Source organism: Streptomyces sp. HUAS TT11, assembly GCF_051553595.1.
Lineage (GTDB): Bacteria > Actinomycetota > Actinomycetes > Streptomycetales > Streptomycetaceae > Streptomyces.
The window spans coordinates 8,358,707-8,374,508 of the sequence record NZ_CP196184.1 but is presented as its reverse complement, the minus strand read 5'-3'; the positions used below and the strand labels follow the sequence as shown (position 1 = coordinate 8,374,508).

The window sequence follows — 15,802 nt, the reverse complement described above, 5'->3', positions numbered from 1 at the left end:
GAGTCCAGCCTCTTACCAGGTCACGGGGAGTTCCAGCATCCCCTGGATCGTGTCGCCGGGTTTGAAGGGGATCTCCTCCGCCGGGGCCGCCAGCCGCAGGCCGGGCAGCCTTTCGAAAAGGGCGTGCAGGGCGATCTCCAGCTCGGCCCGGGCCAGGTTCTGGCCGAGGCACTGGTGGATCCCGAACCCGAAGGCGATGTGGTGGCGGGCCGGGCGGTGCCAGTCCAGGGTGTCCGGCTGGGCGAACGCCGCGGTGTCCCGGTTGATGACGGACGTGGAGAAGAGCACGCCCTCGTCTGCCCGGATGGTCGCACCCGCGAACTCGATGTCCTCGGTGGCCACCCGCAGCAGCCCGTCGGCGATGGACAGGAAGCGCAGCAGTTCCTCCACCGCACCCGAGATCAGCTCCGGCTCGGCACGCAGTTCCGCGAGCTGCTCCGGATGGCGGAGCAGGGTGAACGTGCCGAGGGAGATCATGTTGGCGGTCGTCTCGTGCCCGGCGACCAGCAGCAGCGTGGCCAGGGAGACCAGCTGGGCCCGGTCCAGCGCGCCGTCGCGCAGCTGCTCCTGGATCAGCTCGTCCAGCAGTCCGTCCCCCGGCTCCGCGCGCTTCTTGTCGATCAGGTCCCCGAGATACCCGTCGAGCCGGTCGCGGGCGTCCTGGGTGTCGGCCGCGGACGGGCCGCGCAGCACACGGCGGGACTGCTCCTCGAAGAACTCGTGGTCGGCGTAGGGGACGCCGAGCAGGTCACAGATCACCATCGACGGCAGGGGCAGCGCGAACGCGCGCACCAGCTCGGCCGGAGGTCCTGCGGCCACCATGGCCGACAGCAGCCGGTCGACCGTTTCCTGGATGCGTGGGCGCATCGCGGTGACCCTCTTGACGGTGAAGCTGGGCACCAGCATGCGGCGCTGGTCGTGGTGCTCCGGGTCGTCGACGCCGAGCAGCGTGAGCCTGCGGTCGCGGGAACGGGCGAAGCGCTCGTTGGTCATCGGGAACGCGACGCGGGTCCGGTCGGAGGACAGCCGGGGGTCGGCGAGCAGCTGACGGGCGGCCGCGTGCCCGGTGACCACCCACACGTCCCGCCCGTCGTACAGGGTGACCCGGCTCAGGGGCCTTCCCTCGCGCAACGGATCGTAGGCGGTCGGCGGGTGGTAGGGGCAGGTGCGGTCCTGGGGGAACGTGACCGGTTCTGACGCGGTTGTAGCGGGTTTCATCATGAATGACCTCGCACGCGAAGTTTCACCTCTTGCCGAGCTCCATTAGATGCCCAAGGCATCTACAGGGCCACCCGAAGTTCGGTCGAATGCCGCCGGATGCCCTGAGGGCCGAAACGTGTCGTCGGTCGGCTCGTGGCGCCGCGACGCCGGGACGCGCCGCGCGCTTGCGCAAGTGCCATCGTAAACCGCTTGCCGGGGCGTCGTCGTTCGCCGAAGATCTGCGCATGCCGACGTTCGAAGCCCTTCTGCCGCCGACCTCCTCCGCCGCCTGCCCGGTGGGACGCCGACAGCAGCCCGGCCGTCAGCGGAGGCACTCGCTCTCACCGTCATGACCGGCGCGCTCGTCGCGGGGCTGGTCGCGGGCTACGGCATCGCGGTGCCCGTGGGAGCCGTGGGCGCCTACCTCGTCTCCCTCACGGCCCGTACGTCCCTGCGGACCGGTGCGTGCGCCGCCCTCGGCGTCGCCAGCGCCGACGGGATCTACGCCCTGGTCGCGACCGCCGGCGGCGCCGCCCTCGCCGCCGCGCTGCAGCCGGTGCTGGTGCCCCTGCGCTGGGTCTCGGCCCTGGTACTGGCCGCCCTCGCCCTGCACGCGGCCGTGACCGGTCTGCGCAGATACTGCTCCGCGGGAGACGCCGCCGCGGTCCCCGCGGCGCCTCCGGGACCCGTGCGCGCCTATCTGGGACTGCTGGGCGTCACGCTGCTCAACCCGACCACCGTGATCTACTTCGCCGCGCTGGTCCTCGGGAGCCGTGCGACCGACTCGGCGGAGCCGCTGGAGCAGGGGCTCTTCGTCCTCGCGGCCTTCGCCGCGTCCGCCAGTTGGCAGCTGACGCTGGCCGGGAGCGGCGCGCTGCTCGGCAGGGCGCTGACCGGACCCCGCGGACGGCTGCTGACGGCGTTCGCCTCCAGTGCGGTGATGGCGGCGCTCGCGGTGCGGATGCTGGTGGCGCCGAGTTGACCGGAATCGCCCCCCGGCATCCGCGCGCGCCTGGCCGATCCCTGTCGGGGCGGCCGTGTCGGACGTGGGGTGCGGATGAAACCGTGAGCGGCTGGTGTTGAATTTCGACACGTGTGGTCCCAGGTATGGAACTCCCGTACCAGGACACCACGGACGTGACAGCAGTCGTACACGACGATGGGACGGATGCCATGCCTCTTGAGGGCGAGTACGAACCCAGCCCGACTCAGTGGGTGCGCGAGCAGGTCGAGTTGTACGAGAGCTCCGGTGGCACCCGGGGGACGACGCTCCAGGACACAGGCCTGCCGGTGATCATCCTCACGACCCTGGGAGCCAAGAGCGGCAAGATCCGGAAGACTCCGCTCATGCGCGTCGAGCACGAAGGCCGCTACGCCGTGGTCGCCTCACTGGGCGGCGCGCCCAAGCATCCCGTCTGGTACTACAACATCACGGACCACCCCACCGTGATGCTCCAGGACGGCCCCGAGCGCCGGGAGATGACGGCCCGTGAGATCACGGGCGAGGAGAAGGCGGCGTGGTGGGAGCGGGCGGTCGCGGCCTACCCGCCGTACGCCGACTACCAGAAGAAGACCGACCGAGAGATCCCCGTCTTCGTGCTGGAGCCGGCCGGGAAGTGAGCGCACCCGCTCCGCGGGCCGCACGGCTGCGCCCGTGCGGCCTTTCGCCGTTGCCGGAAGGGTCAGGCAGGCAGGGGCTGTTCGGCCCAGATCGTCTTGCCCTCGTTGGTCTGCCGGCTACCCCATCGCTGGGTGAGCTGGGCGACCAGCAGCAGACCGCGGCCTCCTTCGTCGAAGACGTGCGCACGGCGCAGATGCGGTGAGGTGGAACTGCCGTCGGTCACTTCGCAGATCAGCGAGCGGTCGCGGATCAACCGCAGCTGGATGGGCGCCCCGCCGTAGCGGATCGCGTTGGTCACCAGTTCGCTGACGACCAGTTCGGTGACGAAGGCGACCTCGCCGAGGCCCCATTCGGCCAGTTGCTCGATGGCACACTGCCGTGTGACGGCGACCTGTGCCGGGTCCGGGGGCACGTCCCACGTCGCCACCTGGTCCGCGCCCAGGGCCCGGGTACGGGCCAGCAGCAACGCGACGTCGTCGCCCGGCTCGTCGGACAGCACCGACTTCACGACCTTGTCGCACAGGTCGTCCAGGGAGCCGCGCGAGGTCTGCAGGGCCCGGCACAGCTCGTTGGCGCCGCGGTCGAGATCGCGGTCGCGCCCCTCGATCAGCCCGTTGGTGTACAGGGCGATCAGGGAGCCCTCCGGCAGCTGCAGTACCGTCTCCTCGAAGGGCAGTCCGCCGACGCCGAGCGGCGGCCCGGCGGACATGGCGACGAGCCGGGCATCGCCGTCGGGCTGCAGGACGACGGGCGCCGGATGCCCCGCGGCCGCCAGCGCGAGCCGCCGCGAGACGGGGTCGTAGACCGCGTACAGACAGGTGGCGCCGAGCTCGCCGACCTCCTCCTCACCGCTCTCGTCGGCCGCCAGGTGCGTGACGAGGTCGTCGAGGTGGGTGAGGAGCTCGTCCGGCGGCAGGTCGACGTCGGCGAGGGTCCGTACGGCCGTGCGCAGCCGGCCCATGGTGGCCGAGGAGCGGATGCCGTGCCCGACCACGTCACCGACGACCAGGGCGACGCGTCCCCCGGACAGCGGGATCACATCGAACCAGTCGCCCCCGATTCCGGCCTGTGATCCGGAGGGAAGGTAGCGGTGGGCGACGTCGAGCGCGGCCTGTTCGGCCAGCCCGCGCGGCAGCAGGCTGTGCTGCAGGGCGAGCGCGGTCGATCGCTCACGGGTGAAGCGGCGGGCGTTGTCGAAGCTGACGGCGGCCCGGCTGGCCAGTTCCTCGGCGAGGACGGTGTCGTCGGCCGCGTAGGGGTCCGGGTTGGCGATGCGCACGAACACCACCACACCGAGGGTGGTGCCGCGGGCCCGCAACGGAACGGTCACCATGGAGTGGGCGCCCCTGCGAAAGGCGGGGTCGCCGATGTCCTGGGCGTTGCGCTGCTGCACCCAGCGGTCGAAGTCGGGTTCCCCGGCCCTGCGCAGCACCGCCCGTCCCTCGCGCAGCGCCCTGACGGGCGGGGAGAGCGGGTGATAGGTGTCCGTGTCCCCCAGCCTGACCGCCGCTTCCGGGATGCCCTCGGTGACCGAGAGGTGGGCGATACGGCGCAGCACGATGTCGTCGCCGGCCGACTTCGGGGGTTCGTCCTTGTCGAGGACCCAGTCGATCAGGTCCACGCTGGCGAAGTCGGCGAACCGGGGAATGGCCACCTCCAGCAGCTCCTCGGCGGTCCGCACCACGTCCAGCGTGGTGCCGATCGCCATCGCGGCCTCGTTCAGCAGCATCAGCCGTTGGCGCGCCCAGTGCTGCTCGCTGTTGTCCCAGGCCGAGGTGGCGACGGCGGTCACCCGGTCCGAGGTGGTGTACACCGGCCACATGTCGATGGTCCAGGCCCGCTTGCGAAGCTGCGAGGGGCTGTGTCGAAAACTCTCGTAGTGCACCGGGAGGCCGCTCTCCGCGACCTGGCGCAGATGGCTCTGGAACCGCTGGTTGTGATCGTCGCAGCGATCCGCGGTGTCCGGGAAGTACTGTCCGGTGAGGCCGTCCGGATCGACCTCCATGAGCTCCCCGGCCCTGTCGTTGGCCCTGAGGAAGCGCTGCGCCGTGTCGAAGACGGACAGCGCGACCGGCGCCTGCTGGAACGCCTGGGCCACCAGGAGGTTCTCCTCCGACGTGGACGCGGTCACCACCACGAAACCGATCGGGTCGCCGTCCGGGCCGGCCATGGGGACGGCGCTCAGGTGCAGCGGCAGGGGCTGCCCGTCCCGATGCCGCACCACGACGGTGCCGGTCAGAGCGGTCAGCGCCGGAGGTACCGTGCCCTCCGCCAGGAGATCCTTTGCCGCGCGACCCACGACCTCCTCGGGCGGGTATCCCGTCAGCCGCTGGGCACCTTCGCTCCATCCCGTCACCGTGCCCCGGGCGTCGACGATCGCCGCTGCGGCGACTTCCTCCATATGGTCCAGAATGATCCCTCGGTTGCGTTACCTCAACCTGGCCCCCGCCTACCGGCCACTGCCCGCCCGGGGCGGAATCCGGACGGCGCCGTGTTCGATCAGGCTCTGGGCGCAGTCCAGGACCGTCTGCCGGGCGGGACGGGGCTGCCAGCCGAGGACCCGGCGCGCCTTCTCGGTGGTGTGGCGGTTGCGCCGGCCGAGGGCGGGCGTGATCTCCCGCAGCGACGGGTCCCGGAACCTGGCCAGGAGCCGTACGACCAGGTCCGGCACCTGCCGCGTGGACACCAGCCGGCCGTCCGCGCCGAGGCCGTCGCGCAGGAGGTGCGCCATCTCCGACATCCACAGGAACTCACCCGTGGCGAGGAACCGCTCCCCCGCGGCCTGCGGTGCTGTCATCGCCCGGATATGGACGTCAACGAGGTCCCGGACGTCCACGATCTCCAGGCCGATCCTCGGAATGCCGCGCATCGCCCCGGACAGCATGCGGCCGACGATGCCGACGGATCCGATGGTGCTCGTCGTGAGAACGGGTCCGAAGACCGCGCCCGGAAGCACCGTGGTCAGTTCGGTGGGGCCGTCGTGCTCCTGCACAAAGTCCCAGGCCGCACGCTCGGCGACGGTCTTCGAGCGGCGGTAGGGGATCAGGGTCGGGTCGTCCGGGTCGGTCCACAGCGTCTCGTCGGTCACGCCCTGCGTGGCATAGGACGAGGGGCTCGAGGCGTTCGCCGCCGACGTCATCACCACACGCTTCACCCCGGCCGCGGTCGCTGCGCGCAGGACCCGCAGGGTGCCGCCGCGGGCGGTGGTCACCAGGGTGCCCGGGTCGTCGGAGGTCATACCGAGCGGTGACGCGACGTGGAGCACGCGGTCGACGCCCTTGAGCGCCGCGTCCCAGCCGTCGTCGTGCGTGAGGTCGGCGACGCCGAAGCTCAGCCGGCCGGCCGGGTCGACGACGGTCGAGACGGCGTCGGTGACGGCCTGCTCCCGGTCCCGGCCGCGCACTGTGGTCCGCACCTCGTAACCGCGCCGCAGGAGTTCGGCGACGCACCAACCGGCGATGTAACCGCTTCCCCCGGTGACCAGAACCAATTCGGGCATGACTGTTCCTCCACGGTGTGGGTGGGGTGTGCCAAAATGAAGCGGAGGCCCCTCCGCTATGCCCACCAACGTACCGGAGGCCCCTCCGCTTAGCAATTCGCACCGGACGGACGACTGACACCCGTGAACTCGCTGCCTTCGAAACCGACCCGCAAGGACGCCCTGGACAACCGGGACCGGATCCTGACCGTCGCCCGGGAGGCGTTCGCCGCCTCGAGCTCCGCCTCGCTCACGGGCATCGCGAAGAAGGCCGGCGTCGGGATCGGCACGCTCTACCGCCACTTCCCCACCCGGGATGCGCTCATCCTCGAGCTGTACCGGCACGACATCCAGCAGCTCATCGACCTCGCCCCCGCACTCCTCGCCGAGAACCGGCCCCTCACCGCCCTCCGGCTCTGGTTCGCCGAAGTGGCCAGGTACGGACGGCTCAAGTACGGCGTGGCCGAGGTCATCCACGCCGCCACCAACGCCGGAGTGGACGACGAGTACTACGGGCCCTTCGTCGCCGCCATCGGCGTACTGATGGACGCGGGAGCGGCCGACGGCTCGCTCAAACCCGGCCTCGACCCGGAGGACGTCCTGCTGCAACTCAGTGTTCTGTGGCGCATCGATCCGGCACGGAACGGCGAAGCCAGAGCCGCGCGCATCCTCGACCTCATCATCGACGGGCTGCGGGCCGCGCCCCCGGCGTCCGGCTGACCCCGCCCAGGATTCCGCGCGGCCACCGCGCCGGTGAGCGGGCCGGGTGAGGAACAAGCCGGAATCGCGGACGACCCGTGCATGATCCGCCCCCGACCGGGCAACCGTCCGTCAGGCCCCGCCGCGCTCCCCCGTCGCGGCGGGGCTCGTCGTGTCGCCGTTCGTGCGGCGGCCCGCCGCGTGGATGGATGCGTCCGTGATGTCGAGGAAGATCTGGTCCGCCTCCGGCACGGCATGCATGAGGGAGTGCCGGATGCGCAGCGAGATCTCCTCGACCTCCTCGCTGTCGAGGCCGGGGACCACATCGACACGGGCGGCCACCAGGATCGAGTCGAGGCCCAGCTGCATGGTGAGCAGTTCCTCCACGCTGTCGATCTCCGGCTGCACCTCCAGCAGTTGCCGGATGCGGTCGCTCAGCTCCGGATCGGCGGCCTGGCCGATCAGCTGTTCGCGAGCGTCCCGGCCGAGGCGGTAGGCGACGTACACCAGTAGGGCGCCGATCGCGAGCGAGGCGGATGCCTCCCACACCACGTTTCCGGTGACCATGTGCAGCGCCATGCCGACCATCGCCAGCACCACACCGAGCACCGCCGTACTGTCCTCCGCGACCACCGTGCGAAGCGCCGGGTCCCGCAGCCCCTGCGCGGCCGTACCGCCCTGCCGGTGCACCTGGTGCAGGGCCCGCACCAGGGAGACACCCTCCGAAACCAGCGCAACCGCCAGGACGACGAGGCCCGCGACATAACCCTCGTGCGACTCCTTCGCGCCGCCCTGCAGTGCCTCGAAGCCCTGGAAGAAGGAGAAGCAGCCACCCATCACGAAGATGCCGACGGCCGCCAGCAGCGACCAGAAGAACCGCTCCTTGCCGTAGCCGAAGGGGTGACGGCGGTCGGCCGGGCGGCGACTGCGGCGCAGGGCGGCGAGCAGGAAGATCTCGTTCACGCTGTCGGCCACGGAGTGCGCCGCTTCCGACAGCAGGGCGGGCGACCCGGCGAACAGGCCGCCGACGGCCTTGGCCACGGCGATCAGCAGATTCGCGCCGAGGGCCACGAGCACCGTGATCCGCGTCCTGCGGTCCGAGGCGCCGTGGCACGAGGGTGGCCCGGGCCGGGCCTCGTCACCGCGCCGGGGCCTGCGCCCGGAGGGAGTCGTGTCCGGCCGTTTCGCGTCCGAGGAAGTACCACTCACGTCGCCCGACTGCCCCCCTGCGCGCGTCTCACACGATGTGCAACGCACAACCGGGGGACCCGATCGGCGCGGAGCCGCTCCCTGCGTGACCAAGGGGGCTCCTTCGTCGGCGGAAGCAGCGTCTCCCGGCCGGTGGTGAGGCGGATCCGCCGGTGCGCGCCCGGGCCCCGGCGGCCGCGAGGGCACATTGCACGCCCCCTGCCCGACGCGGGATTTCGGTGACACCGTCGACTTCGAACGTATCGGGGGCACCTGTAGGGGGCGCGGCGAGAATCGCAGTCGGCAAAGGAGAGATACGTGGCGACGAACAAGAAGACCAGGGCGAAGCTTCCGCTCGTCTACCGGCCCGTCGGATTCGCGTTCGGCTGGATCGGCGGAACGCTCGCGGGAATGGCCTTCCGCAGGACCTGGAAGGCGATACGCCACGAGGACGATGCGCCCGACGCCCTGGACAAGGACCGCGGATGGGGCGAGGTGCTCCTCGCCGCGGCGATCCAGGGCGCACTCTTCGCCGTGGCCCGCAGTGCCGCGGACCGAACGGGCGCGAAGGCGATCGAGCGGTCGACCGGTGTGTGGCCGGCCGCGGGAAAGGGCGGCCGGGACTGACACCCGCTCCGGGGCGGCCTGCGGCCCGCCGCCACACAACGGCGGGCCGCAGGGTCTGTCGTTCGGATCAGGCCGGCCGGCAGAGACCGCGCCTTTCGGTCCGCGACGCCGGCATGATTCAAGCGGCAGGACCTAGCCCTGCTTCGGTGCCGTGGCCGGCCTGAGGCGCAGGGTGAAGGAGTGCCCGGCGGGATCGCAGCAACCCCGCTCCTCGTACGGCCCCGCCGCGTCCTTGGCCTCCAGCGGCCGGCCCCCCAGGGTGACCACCTTGCGCTCGGCCTCGTCGAGGTCCTCGACGAGGAAGTCCAGGTGGGCCTGGAGGGAGTTCTCCGGGCGGGGCCAGCTCGGCGGGGTGGCGTTCACATCCCGGCGGAACGCCAACCGCATCCCGTCGGCGGCGCGTATCTCCACCCGGTTCGCGGTCGCGTCGACCTCCTCCGCGTCGAGCAACTCCCTGTAGAAAACGGCGAGTTTCTCGGGTTCGGCGCAGTCAAGGACCACGACGGACGCCACCACCACTGCCATGCTTCCTCCGTTGGGAATCCGGGGCGGGCGGGTCCCCGCCCGCATACGTTCCCCGGGTATCCCGGTCCCCCCGATTCAGTCGAGGGCGAGCCACTCGCCGTCCCGCATCAGATCGCGTCCGGACAGTTCGTTCGCCTCGCGCCACGCCTGGACGCGGCGGGGCGTGATCCTGAAGTACCGGTAGACCGTGCTGAGTCGGCGGGGATCGAAGCCCGTCTTCGCCGCGAAGGAGTCGCCCGCCCCCTCGGACAGTTCGGCAGGTTCCAGCGCCTGCACCGCACCGTCGATCATCACGACGTCCCGGGTGGGCCCGATGCCCAGACGCACGGTGCCGGTCGTGAACAGGTTGCGCCCGGTGGGGCTCTCCGCCGGGGTGGCCACCAGCAGGGTGCCGCCGTCCCAGAGGTAGGAGAGCGGGACGAGGTACGGGCTGCCCCCTGCGGGGTCGGCGGTGGCGATCCAGGCGTCGACGTCGTGTTCCAGCCGGTGCAGGGTGTCGTGCGTGCGCTGACGGGCGCTACGGGCGGGCGGATTCATCTCGGTGCGGCCTCCTGATCGCGGTGGTTACGGGAACGACGGACGGGAGCCGGCCCGTGTGACATGTGGCCCTGGCGTCAACTCCTGGACGCTGCCCGGCTATAGTGCTCCGGTCATCATCCTGGACATCTGTCCAGGAAATCAGTGAACCTCGGCTGGGGGCGTCGACACATGGAGATCCTGGCGAACGTGCTGGTCGGACTGGTGGCCGCCCTGCATATCTACATCCTGGTGATGGAGATGTTCCTGTGGCAGAAGAAGCCCGGACGCGGACTGCACGGTTTCGGGCCGGAGATGGCCCGCGCCACGGCACCGATGGCCGCCAACCAGGGTCTCTACAACGGGTTTCTGGCGGCCGGTCTGGTGTGGGGGCTGATCGCCGGTGATCCGACCGGCTTCCGTGTGCAGGTCTTCTTCCTGGTGTGCGTGGTGATCGCCGGCGTGTTCGGTGCCGTCACGGCCAACCGGCGGATCCTGTTCGCCCAGGCGCTGCCCGGCGCCCTGGCCCTGGCGGCCGTGCTCGCCGCGGGATGAGCGTGATGTCGGCACAGGACCCTCGAGCGGCCCGCACCCGCACACGGCTGCGGGAGGCACTGCTGCGCGAATGCGCCGAGCGTCCGCTGGAGAAGGTCGGGGTGGCCGCCGTCGTACGGCGGGCCGGAGTCGGCCGTGCGACGTTCTATCTGCACTACGCGGATCTGGAGGCGCTGGCGATCGACGCCTGCGCCGACGTCGTACGGGAGGCCGTGGACGCGCTGCACGCCTGGAGCGGCCGCCCCGATCCCGTGCACGCCCCGCCGGCGCTCCACGCCTTTTTTGCCGGACTCACCCCGCACGGAGCCCTCTACCGAGCCCTCCTGGCCCCGGGCGGCGGCGGTCCGCTCGGCCGCGTCCTGCACCGGGATCTGCGCGCCCGCAGCCTCTCCGAGCGTGAACGGGCGGGGGCGGCGGACGCGCCCCTGGTCGCGTCCGCCGTGGCCGCCGCCTTCACGGGCGTGCTGGCCGACTGGCTGCACGGACTCATCGAGGCGACCCCGGACCGGATCGCCGACCACTCCTGGCAGTTGCTGGTCGCCCTGCACCGCAGCCGGTGAGCGGCGGTCGTCAGCGTGCCGTCTGGAAGGTGCGCCGATAGGCCTGGGGTGACACTCCGATGGCCGCATGCAGATGCTGGCGCAGGGAGGCTCCCGTCGCGAAGCCGACCTCGCCCGCGATCTGGTCCACCGGCAGATCGGTGGACTCCAGCAGATGGCGGGCCCTGGTCACACGCTGCTGGATGAGCCAGCGGCCGGGGCTCATGCCCACCTCCTCGCCGAAGCGGCGGGCGAAGGTGCGGCGGCTCATCCGGGCATGACCGGCCAGGTCCGCAAGTGCGAGCGGCTCTCCGAGGCGCTGCAGGGCCCACTCCCGGGTGGCGGCCGTGCCGGCGGCCGTGGACTCCGGCACGGGCCGCTCGATGTACTGGGCCTGACCGCCGTCCCGCCACGGCGGCACCACGCAGCGCCGGGCCACCTTGTTGGCCAGGTCACTGCCGTGGTCCTTGCGGACCACGTGCAGGCAGACATCAACACCGGAGGCGGCTCCGGCGGAGGTGAGAACCCTGCCGTCGTCGACGAAGAGCACGTCCGGGTCCAGGGCGATGTGCGGGAACATGCGCCGGAAGTCCTCGGCGAGCTGCCAGTGCGTGGTGGCCTTCCGGCCGTCGAGGAACCCCGCGGCGGCGAGGACGAAGGCTCCGGTGCACACGGAGACGACCCGTGTCTCGGGACGGATGTGCGCCAGGGCGGCGAGGATCTCCGGGGGGAGCTCCGCGGTGATGTGGGGTGGCGCGATGGCCGCGACCACCACGGTGTCGGCCGTGGCGAGCACCTCGGGTCCGTGCTCGACCTCGATCGTGAAGTCCGCGTTCGTGCGCACGGGCCGCCCGTCCACCGAGCAGGTCAGCACCTCGTACCGGTCGTCGGCGGCACCGAAGATCCGGCTGGGGATGCCCAGCTCGAAGGGGTACACGCCGTTGAGCGCCAGGACCACGACTCGCTGCGTTGGCTGCATGGCACGATCTTATCGAAGCTTGGCAATTGTGCCATTTCTCCGGAGGGCGGGCCCGGGCACGCTGGGACACCATGAGCACTGTGAACACCATGCGAGCCGTCAGCCAGGACGTCCTCGGCGGTCCCGAGGTCCTGAAGGTGGTAGAGGTCGAACGCCCCGCACCGCGCACGAACGAGGTGCTGATCCGGGTGCGCGCCGCCGGACTCAACCCCACGGACTGGAAGCACCGCGCCACCGGCGGATTCCTCGGCAAGCCTCCGTTCGTCCTCGGCTGGGACGTCTCGGGCGTGGTCGAGGAGACCGGAATCGGTGTCGCCACCTTCAAGCCCGGCGACGAGGTCTTCGGCCTGCTGTCCTATCCCTTCGGGCACGGTTCGCACGCCGAGTACGTGTCCGCCCCGGCCCGCGCCTTCACGCACAAGCCACCGTCGATCGACCACGCCCAGGCGGGCGCTCTGCCCCTGGTCTCCCTGACCGCCTGGCAGGCCCTGGTCGAGACGGCGGGTCTGCAGCGCGGGCAGAAGGTGCTGATCCATGCTGCCGCCGGCGGGGTGGGGCACGTGGCCGTGCAGATCGCCAAGGCACGCGGCGCCCACGTGATCGGGACGGCGAGCGCCGGGAAGCACGATTTTGTGCGCGGACTGGGCGCGGACGAACTGATCGACTACCACGACACCGACTTCGCCGAAGCAGTACGGGACGTCGACGTGGTTCTGGACACGGTCGGCGGTGACTACGTCCAGCGTTCGCTGCGGACGCTGCGCAAGGGCGGAATCCTGGTCACGATCCTGCCGCGGGGCTCGAAGGAGCTGGCCGGGCAGGCGGAGGCACTCGGGGTACGCGCCACCGAGATGCTGGTCGACGCCGACCGCCACGGCATGAGGACGGTCGCGGAACTCGTCGAGGCCGGGAAGCTGCGCGCCACGATCGCCGGGACCTTCCCGCTGGCCGAGGCCGCCAAGGCGCATGAGCTGGGCGACACCGGCCGGACGACGGGCAAGTTGGTGCTGCTGATGGACTGACGACCGGGGTGCCGGGGCACGTCGCCCACGTCGGTGTGTCCGCGGCGTCCGTCGGGCGCCGTAGTCGCGCCACGCACTTCATCGGACGCCCCTCCCGCATTTCGAAGACATATGTCAATCGAACATGCTGAAATTCACTCTAGCGAGGGTAACTTGCAGGGGGGCGAGGAGCCGGTTGGAGGCGATGTCGACGTGCATCACGACCCTGCACCGCTCACCCGGCACCTGCGTATCCATCGGGACGGCGGTCATCTGGTGCTCGAGTTCCACGGGGAGATCGACGTCGTCGCGGCGTCCGAGATCACACCGTTCCTCGACTCCGCGACCGGCCGCCCCGCACCACGGATCGTCATCGATCTCCGCCCGGTGGAGTTCTTCGACTGCTCCGGATTACGTCTGCTCTTCCGGGCGCGACGCCGTGTGCTCGCACAGGGCGGAACCCTGCACCTGGTCTGCACCGAGCCGCTGATCCTGCGCATCCTGCGGATCACCGGACTGGCCCAGGTGCTGCCGCCGTCGGCGTCGGTGGAGGAGGCCCTCAGCCGGCCGGAGGCCGCAGGTTCCGTGGAAACGGGCTGAGCCGGCGGGGCCGGCTCGCGGGCGCGGCGGAACCGCCCACACGAAGGCGACGGGCCTGTCGGCAGGCCCGTCGCCTTCGTTCGTGCCGTACGAGGACGGCGTCAGACGGAACGGCGTCCGATGCGGCGCAGGAGCAGCAAGCCCATGATCACCAGGACCCCGCCGATCGCAGCCGGCCACAGCTGGGCGCCGGTCTCGGCCAGTCCGCCCGTGACCGCCTGCGGCTCGGTCTGTGCCGGAGGAACGGACGTGTCCCCGCCGCCGGCCGGTGCCGCGGCGGCCGCGGTGTTGTCACCCGTGGCCGGAGCCTGCCCCGTGTTGTCGTCGCCCGAGTCGCTCTGGGGCGCCGCTGACTGGCCGTTCGGCGCGGACTTGGGGGTCGTGTCGACCTTGGGGGTGGCGCCGCCGTGGTCGACGTGCGAGCCACCGCCCGGGGTGGCGTCCGGTGCGGTGCCAGGGGTGTCCGCCGGGGGCTGCTCCGTCTGGTTGCCGCCTCCGGCGCCGCTCCCGTTGTCGTTCCCGCCGCCGCCGTTGCCGCCACCACCGTTGTCGCTGCCGGCTCCGCCGCCGTTGCCGCCGCCGTTGTTGTCACCGGTTCCACCGCCGTTGCCGGGGGCATTCCCGTCGTCCCCGCCGGAGGAGGGCTCGTCGGACGGTGCGGACGTGGCCGGCGGCTGGTCGTCGGCGCCGCCGCCGCACTGCCGGCCGTCGTTGATGCAGCCGACCACCTGGTTCATCAGATCGTCGGTCATGACGTTGATGAAGTCGTCGTGGTCGGTGATCGGCTTGTGCAACTGCTCCGGGAAGCCGTCCACCGCGTAGGCGTTCTTGACCTGGCCGTTGTCGATGCTCGGCTGCGGGGCGTCGTACACCAGACGCATCGTCAGCTGCGGGATCGCCTTGAAGCCGTTCTGGCAGTTGCCGCCCGCGTCGGCGAAGGCCACGTGCGTACGGTGGTTGGCGCTGTCGATGTTCTGGCCGTCCCAGCAGCTCTGGAACGCGAAGGACCGCACCACCTGGCTGCCCTGCGGGCAGATCGGGTACTTGTCGGTCAGCTGCACCTTGTCCTCGAAGCCGGTGCAGCTCCAGTGCGCGTTGGCGTTCGCCGGACCGTTCGTGAAGGCCTTGGCGTCACCGGTGATGATCCGCAGGAACCGCGGCATCCCGACGACCTCACCGGTCGGGCTGCCGACGAACTTGATCTCGGCCTGCTTGGCCACCAGGATCCGGCCGACGTTGCCTTCCTTGCCGCCGCCGTCGGCATCCTGGTCGAAGTCCTGGGTGCCGTCCTGCACACGCAGCACCGGCCAGTAGTACGAGGACTTGTCGCCCTGGTTCTCACAGCTCGTCCCGGCCGCCGCGAAGGTGTCGTTGGTGGCGAAGGCGTCGTTGGACTGGTTGCCGACGTAGTCGTGCAGGTGGTGCGCGCCGTTCTTCACGCCGGGCGCCACGATGACGTTGTCGGTGTTGTGCTTGCCGTTCTCGTTCACACCGCACTTGGTGACGAACTCACCGGTCGACGCCCCGGCCTGCGGTACGGGCTTGCGGACGTCGGGCTGCACGGTCGTGATGTCCACGAAGTCGGAGGCGACGGGTCCGCTCACGGCCTGACCGCCGTCACCCTGCTGCTGGCCGGCGTCCTGGCCGCCGTTGCCGTTCTGCTGCTCGCCTCCCCCCTCGCCGTTCTGGCCACCGGCGGGAGGCAGGCCCTGGTCCGCCGCCATTCCCGTACAGGCCGCCATGCCGTCGACGGCGCTCGGTGCGGTCCCACCGGCCTTCCGGTAGTCGTCCTTGATCCGGTCGATCACCGCGGAGCGGTTGTCCTTGAGCGGGCCGAGAATCTCGTTCTGCACGTAGTTCGCGTCGTCGCCCTGTGCCTGACGCGTCGAGGCCAGTCGCTCGTAGGCCTCGGTGATCTGTTTGTCGAGGGTCGACAGCTCCGCGTCGACGTTCTGCTTCGCGGCGTTCGGCACATCGGTCAGCTTCTGGCCGACGTCCGGGCAGTCGATGGTGGCGGTCCCCGACTTCACCTGGTCGGTGCCGTTCTGGTTCGCTCCCCCGCCCCAGCTTTCGCTCGCCGAGGCGTAGACGTTCGCCGCTACCAGTCCCCCTCCGCCCAAGATCAGCGCGACCGCTGCAAAGGTCGCGCGCCGTGCGCCTGTCGGGCGTCTGCGCGAGTTGCGTCCCACGGGAGTACTCCTACACGTCATGGCGGTCCGGGCATGAAACATCCCCCTCCCTGTACGCAGACGCGTGCGGCCGTGTTCAAACACA

The 15,802-nt window shown here is 70.9% G+C and carries 16 protein-coding genes; 8 read left to right on the top strand and 8 right to left on the bottom strand.

From position 1 onward, the window contains the following. Positions 1 to 12: 12 nt before the first annotated feature. Positions 13 to 1,221: a cytochrome P450 gene (locus ACSHXN_RS37675; RefSeq protein ID WP_355137515.1), complete on the bottom strand. Its 1,209-nt coding sequence runs from the start codon at positions 1,219 to 1,221 to the stop codon at positions 13 to 15. A gap of 328 nt (positions 1,222 to 1,549) precedes the next feature. Between ACSHXN_RS37675 and ACSHXN_RS37670 the strand changes: the two genes are divergently transcribed. Together ACSHXN_RS37670 and ACSHXN_RS37665 are read left to right on the top strand one after the other, a co-directional pair. Beyond that, a complete protein-coding gene (locus ACSHXN_RS37670; RefSeq protein ID WP_383358243.1) occupies positions 1,550 to 2,182 on the top strand; it encodes a LysE family transporter in 633 nt (210 codons plus the stop codon). A gap of 191 nt (positions 2,183 to 2,373) precedes the next feature. After that, positions 2,374 to 2,820 carry a nitroreductase family deazaflavin-dependent oxidoreductase gene (locus ACSHXN_RS37665; RefSeq protein WP_355137559.1) on the top strand — a complete coding sequence of 149 codons (447 nt, stop codon included), beginning with the start codon at positions 2,374 to 2,376 and terminating at the stop codon, positions 2,818 to 2,820. Between the two features lie 62 nt (positions 2,821 to 2,882). Here the strand turns inward: ACSHXN_RS37665 and ACSHXN_RS37660 are convergent, their stop codons facing one another. Together ACSHXN_RS37660 and ACSHXN_RS37655 are read right to left on the bottom strand one after the other, a co-directional pair. Beyond that, positions 2,883 to 5,222, bottom strand: coding sequence for a SpoIIE family protein phosphatase (locus ACSHXN_RS37660; protein WP_383358242.1), 2,340 nt, complete (start codon positions 5,220 to 5,222; stop codon positions 2,883 to 2,885). Between the two features lie 48 nt (positions 5,223 to 5,270). Continuing rightward, entirely contained in the window at positions 5,271 to 6,320 is a 1,050-nt protein-coding gene (locus ACSHXN_RS37655; protein ID WP_438305438.1) for an NAD-dependent epimerase/dehydratase family protein, read from the bottom strand. 123 nt (positions 6,321 to 6,443) lie between these two features. On the opposite strand from ACSHXN_RS37655, the gene ACSHXN_RS37650 reads away from it, so the two are divergent. Beyond that, positions 6,444 to 7,019, top strand: a complete 576-nt coding sequence (locus tag ACSHXN_RS37650) for a TetR/AcrR family transcriptional regulator (RefSeq protein WP_355137507.1) — start codon at positions 6,444 to 6,446, stop codon at positions 7,017 to 7,019. Between the two features lie 111 nt (positions 7,020 to 7,130). Here ACSHXN_RS37650 and ACSHXN_RS37645 read toward each other — a convergent pair whose 3' ends face one another. Then, positions 7,131 to 8,207: a cation diffusion facilitator family transporter gene (locus ACSHXN_RS37645; protein WP_438305436.1), complete on the bottom strand. Its 1,077-nt coding sequence runs from the start codon at positions 8,205 to 8,207 to the stop codon at positions 7,131 to 7,133. A gap of 297 nt (positions 8,208 to 8,504) precedes the next feature. Between ACSHXN_RS37645 and ACSHXN_RS37640 the strand changes: the two genes are divergently transcribed. Beyond that, the gene (locus tag ACSHXN_RS37640) at positions 8,505 to 8,813 is read left to right on the top strand and encodes a DUF4235 domain-containing protein (protein ID WP_355137505.1); all 309 of its coding nucleotides are present in this window, start codon (positions 8,505 to 8,507) and stop codon (positions 8,811 to 8,813) included. Between the two features lie 132 nt (positions 8,814 to 8,945). Here ACSHXN_RS37640 and ACSHXN_RS37635 read toward each other — a convergent pair whose 3' ends face one another. Both ACSHXN_RS37635 and ACSHXN_RS37630 read right to left on the bottom strand, forming a co-directional pair. Further along, a complete protein-coding gene (locus tag ACSHXN_RS37635) occupies positions 8,946 to 9,338 on the bottom strand; it encodes a VOC family protein (RefSeq protein ID WP_355137503.1) in 393 nt (130 codons plus the stop codon). Positions 9,339 to 9,413: 75 nt separating this feature from the next. Next, positions 9,414 to 9,875: a pyridoxamine 5'-phosphate oxidase family protein gene (locus ACSHXN_RS37630; protein WP_355137501.1), complete on the bottom strand. Its 462-nt coding sequence runs from the start codon at positions 9,873 to 9,875 to the stop codon at positions 9,414 to 9,416. A 171-nt stretch (positions 9,876 to 10,046) separates the two neighbouring features. Here ACSHXN_RS37630 and ACSHXN_RS37625 point away from each other — a divergent pair, with 171 nt between their 5' ends. Together ACSHXN_RS37625 and ACSHXN_RS37620 are read left to right on the top strand one after the other, a co-directional pair. Next, on the top strand, positions 10,047 to 10,409 hold the full coding sequence (locus ACSHXN_RS37625; RefSeq protein ID WP_355137499.1) for a DUF1304 domain-containing protein: 363 nt from the start codon (positions 10,047 to 10,049) through the stop codon (positions 10,407 to 10,409). 5 nt (positions 10,410 to 10,414) lie between these two features. Continuing rightward, positions 10,415 to 10,969, top strand: a complete 555-nt coding sequence (locus ACSHXN_RS37620) for a TetR/AcrR family transcriptional regulator (protein ID WP_383358239.1) — start codon at positions 10,415 to 10,417, stop codon at positions 10,967 to 10,969. 10 nt (positions 10,970 to 10,979) lie between these two features. On the opposite strand, the gene ACSHXN_RS37615 is transcribed toward ACSHXN_RS37620, so the two are convergent. Further along, positions 10,980 to 11,927 carry a GlxA family transcriptional regulator gene (locus ACSHXN_RS37615; protein ID WP_438305432.1) on the bottom strand — a complete coding sequence of 316 codons (948 nt, stop codon included), beginning with the start codon at positions 11,925 to 11,927 and terminating at the stop codon, positions 10,980 to 10,982. Positions 11,928 to 11,998: 71 nt separating this feature from the next. Here ACSHXN_RS37615 and ACSHXN_RS37610 point away from each other — a divergent pair, with 71 nt between their 5' ends. After that, positions 11,999 to 12,949 (top strand): NADP-dependent oxidoreductase, encoded by a 951-nt coding sequence (locus tag ACSHXN_RS37610; RefSeq protein WP_355137493.1) that lies wholly within the window; start codon positions 11,999 to 12,001, stop codon positions 12,947 to 12,949. A gap of 192 nt (positions 12,950 to 13,141) precedes the next feature. After that, a complete protein-coding gene (locus ACSHXN_RS37605) occupies positions 13,142 to 13,528 on the top strand; it encodes an anti-sigma factor antagonist (RefSeq protein ID WP_355137491.1) in 387 nt (128 codons plus the stop codon). Positions 13,529 to 13,629: 101 nt separating this feature from the next. Here ACSHXN_RS37605 and ACSHXN_RS37600 read toward each other — a convergent pair whose 3' ends face one another. Next, entirely contained in the window at positions 13,630 to 15,759 is a 2,130-nt protein-coding gene (locus tag ACSHXN_RS37600; protein WP_355137489.1) for a DUF1996 domain-containing protein, read from the bottom strand. Positions 15,760 to 15,802: the final 43 nt, after the last annotated feature.

Coding starts and splice junctions, on each gene's coding strand:
- ACSHXN_RS37620 (WP_383358239.1), top strand. CDS start 10,415: ATGTCGGCACAGGACCCTCGAGCGGCCCGCACCCGCACACGGCTGCGG.
- ACSHXN_RS37635 (WP_355137503.1), bottom strand. CDS start 9,338: ATGGCAGTGGTGGTGGCGTCCGTCGTGGTCCTTGACTGCGCCGAACCC.
- ACSHXN_RS37610 (WP_355137493.1), top strand. CDS start 11,999: ATGAGCACTGTGAACACCATGCGAGCCGTCAGCCAGGACGTCCTCGGC.
- ACSHXN_RS37670 (WP_383358243.1), top strand. CDS start 1,550: ATGACCGGCGCGCTCGTCGCGGGGCTGGTCGCGGGCTACGGCATCGCG.
- ACSHXN_RS37630 (WP_355137501.1), bottom strand. CDS start 9,875: ATGAATCCGCCCGCCCGTAGCGCCCGTCAGCGCACGCACGACACCCTG.
- ACSHXN_RS37655 (WP_438305438.1), bottom strand. CDS start 6,320: ATGCCCGAATTGGTTCTGGTCACCGGGGGAAGCGGTTACATCGCCGGT.
- ACSHXN_RS37615 (WP_438305432.1), bottom strand. CDS start 11,927: ATGCAGCCAACGCAGCGAGTCGTGGTCCTGGCGCTCAACGGCGTGTAC.
- ACSHXN_RS37675 (WP_355137515.1), bottom strand. CDS start 1,221: ATGATGAAACCCGCTACAACCGCGTCAGAACCGGTCACGTTCCCCCAG.
- ACSHXN_RS37600 (WP_355137489.1), bottom strand. CDS start 15,759: ATGTTTCATGCCCGGACCGCCATGACGTGTAGGAGTACTCCCGTGGGA.
- ACSHXN_RS37665 (WP_355137559.1), top strand. CDS start 2,374: ATGCCTCTTGAGGGCGAGTACGAACCCAGCCCGACTCAGTGGGTGCGC.
- ACSHXN_RS37660 (WP_383358242.1), bottom strand. CDS start 5,222: ATGGAGGAAGTCGCCGCAGCGGCGATCGTCGACGCCCGGGGCACGGTG.
- ACSHXN_RS37625 (WP_355137499.1), top strand. CDS start 10,047: ATGGAGATCCTGGCGAACGTGCTGGTCGGACTGGTGGCCGCCCTGCAT.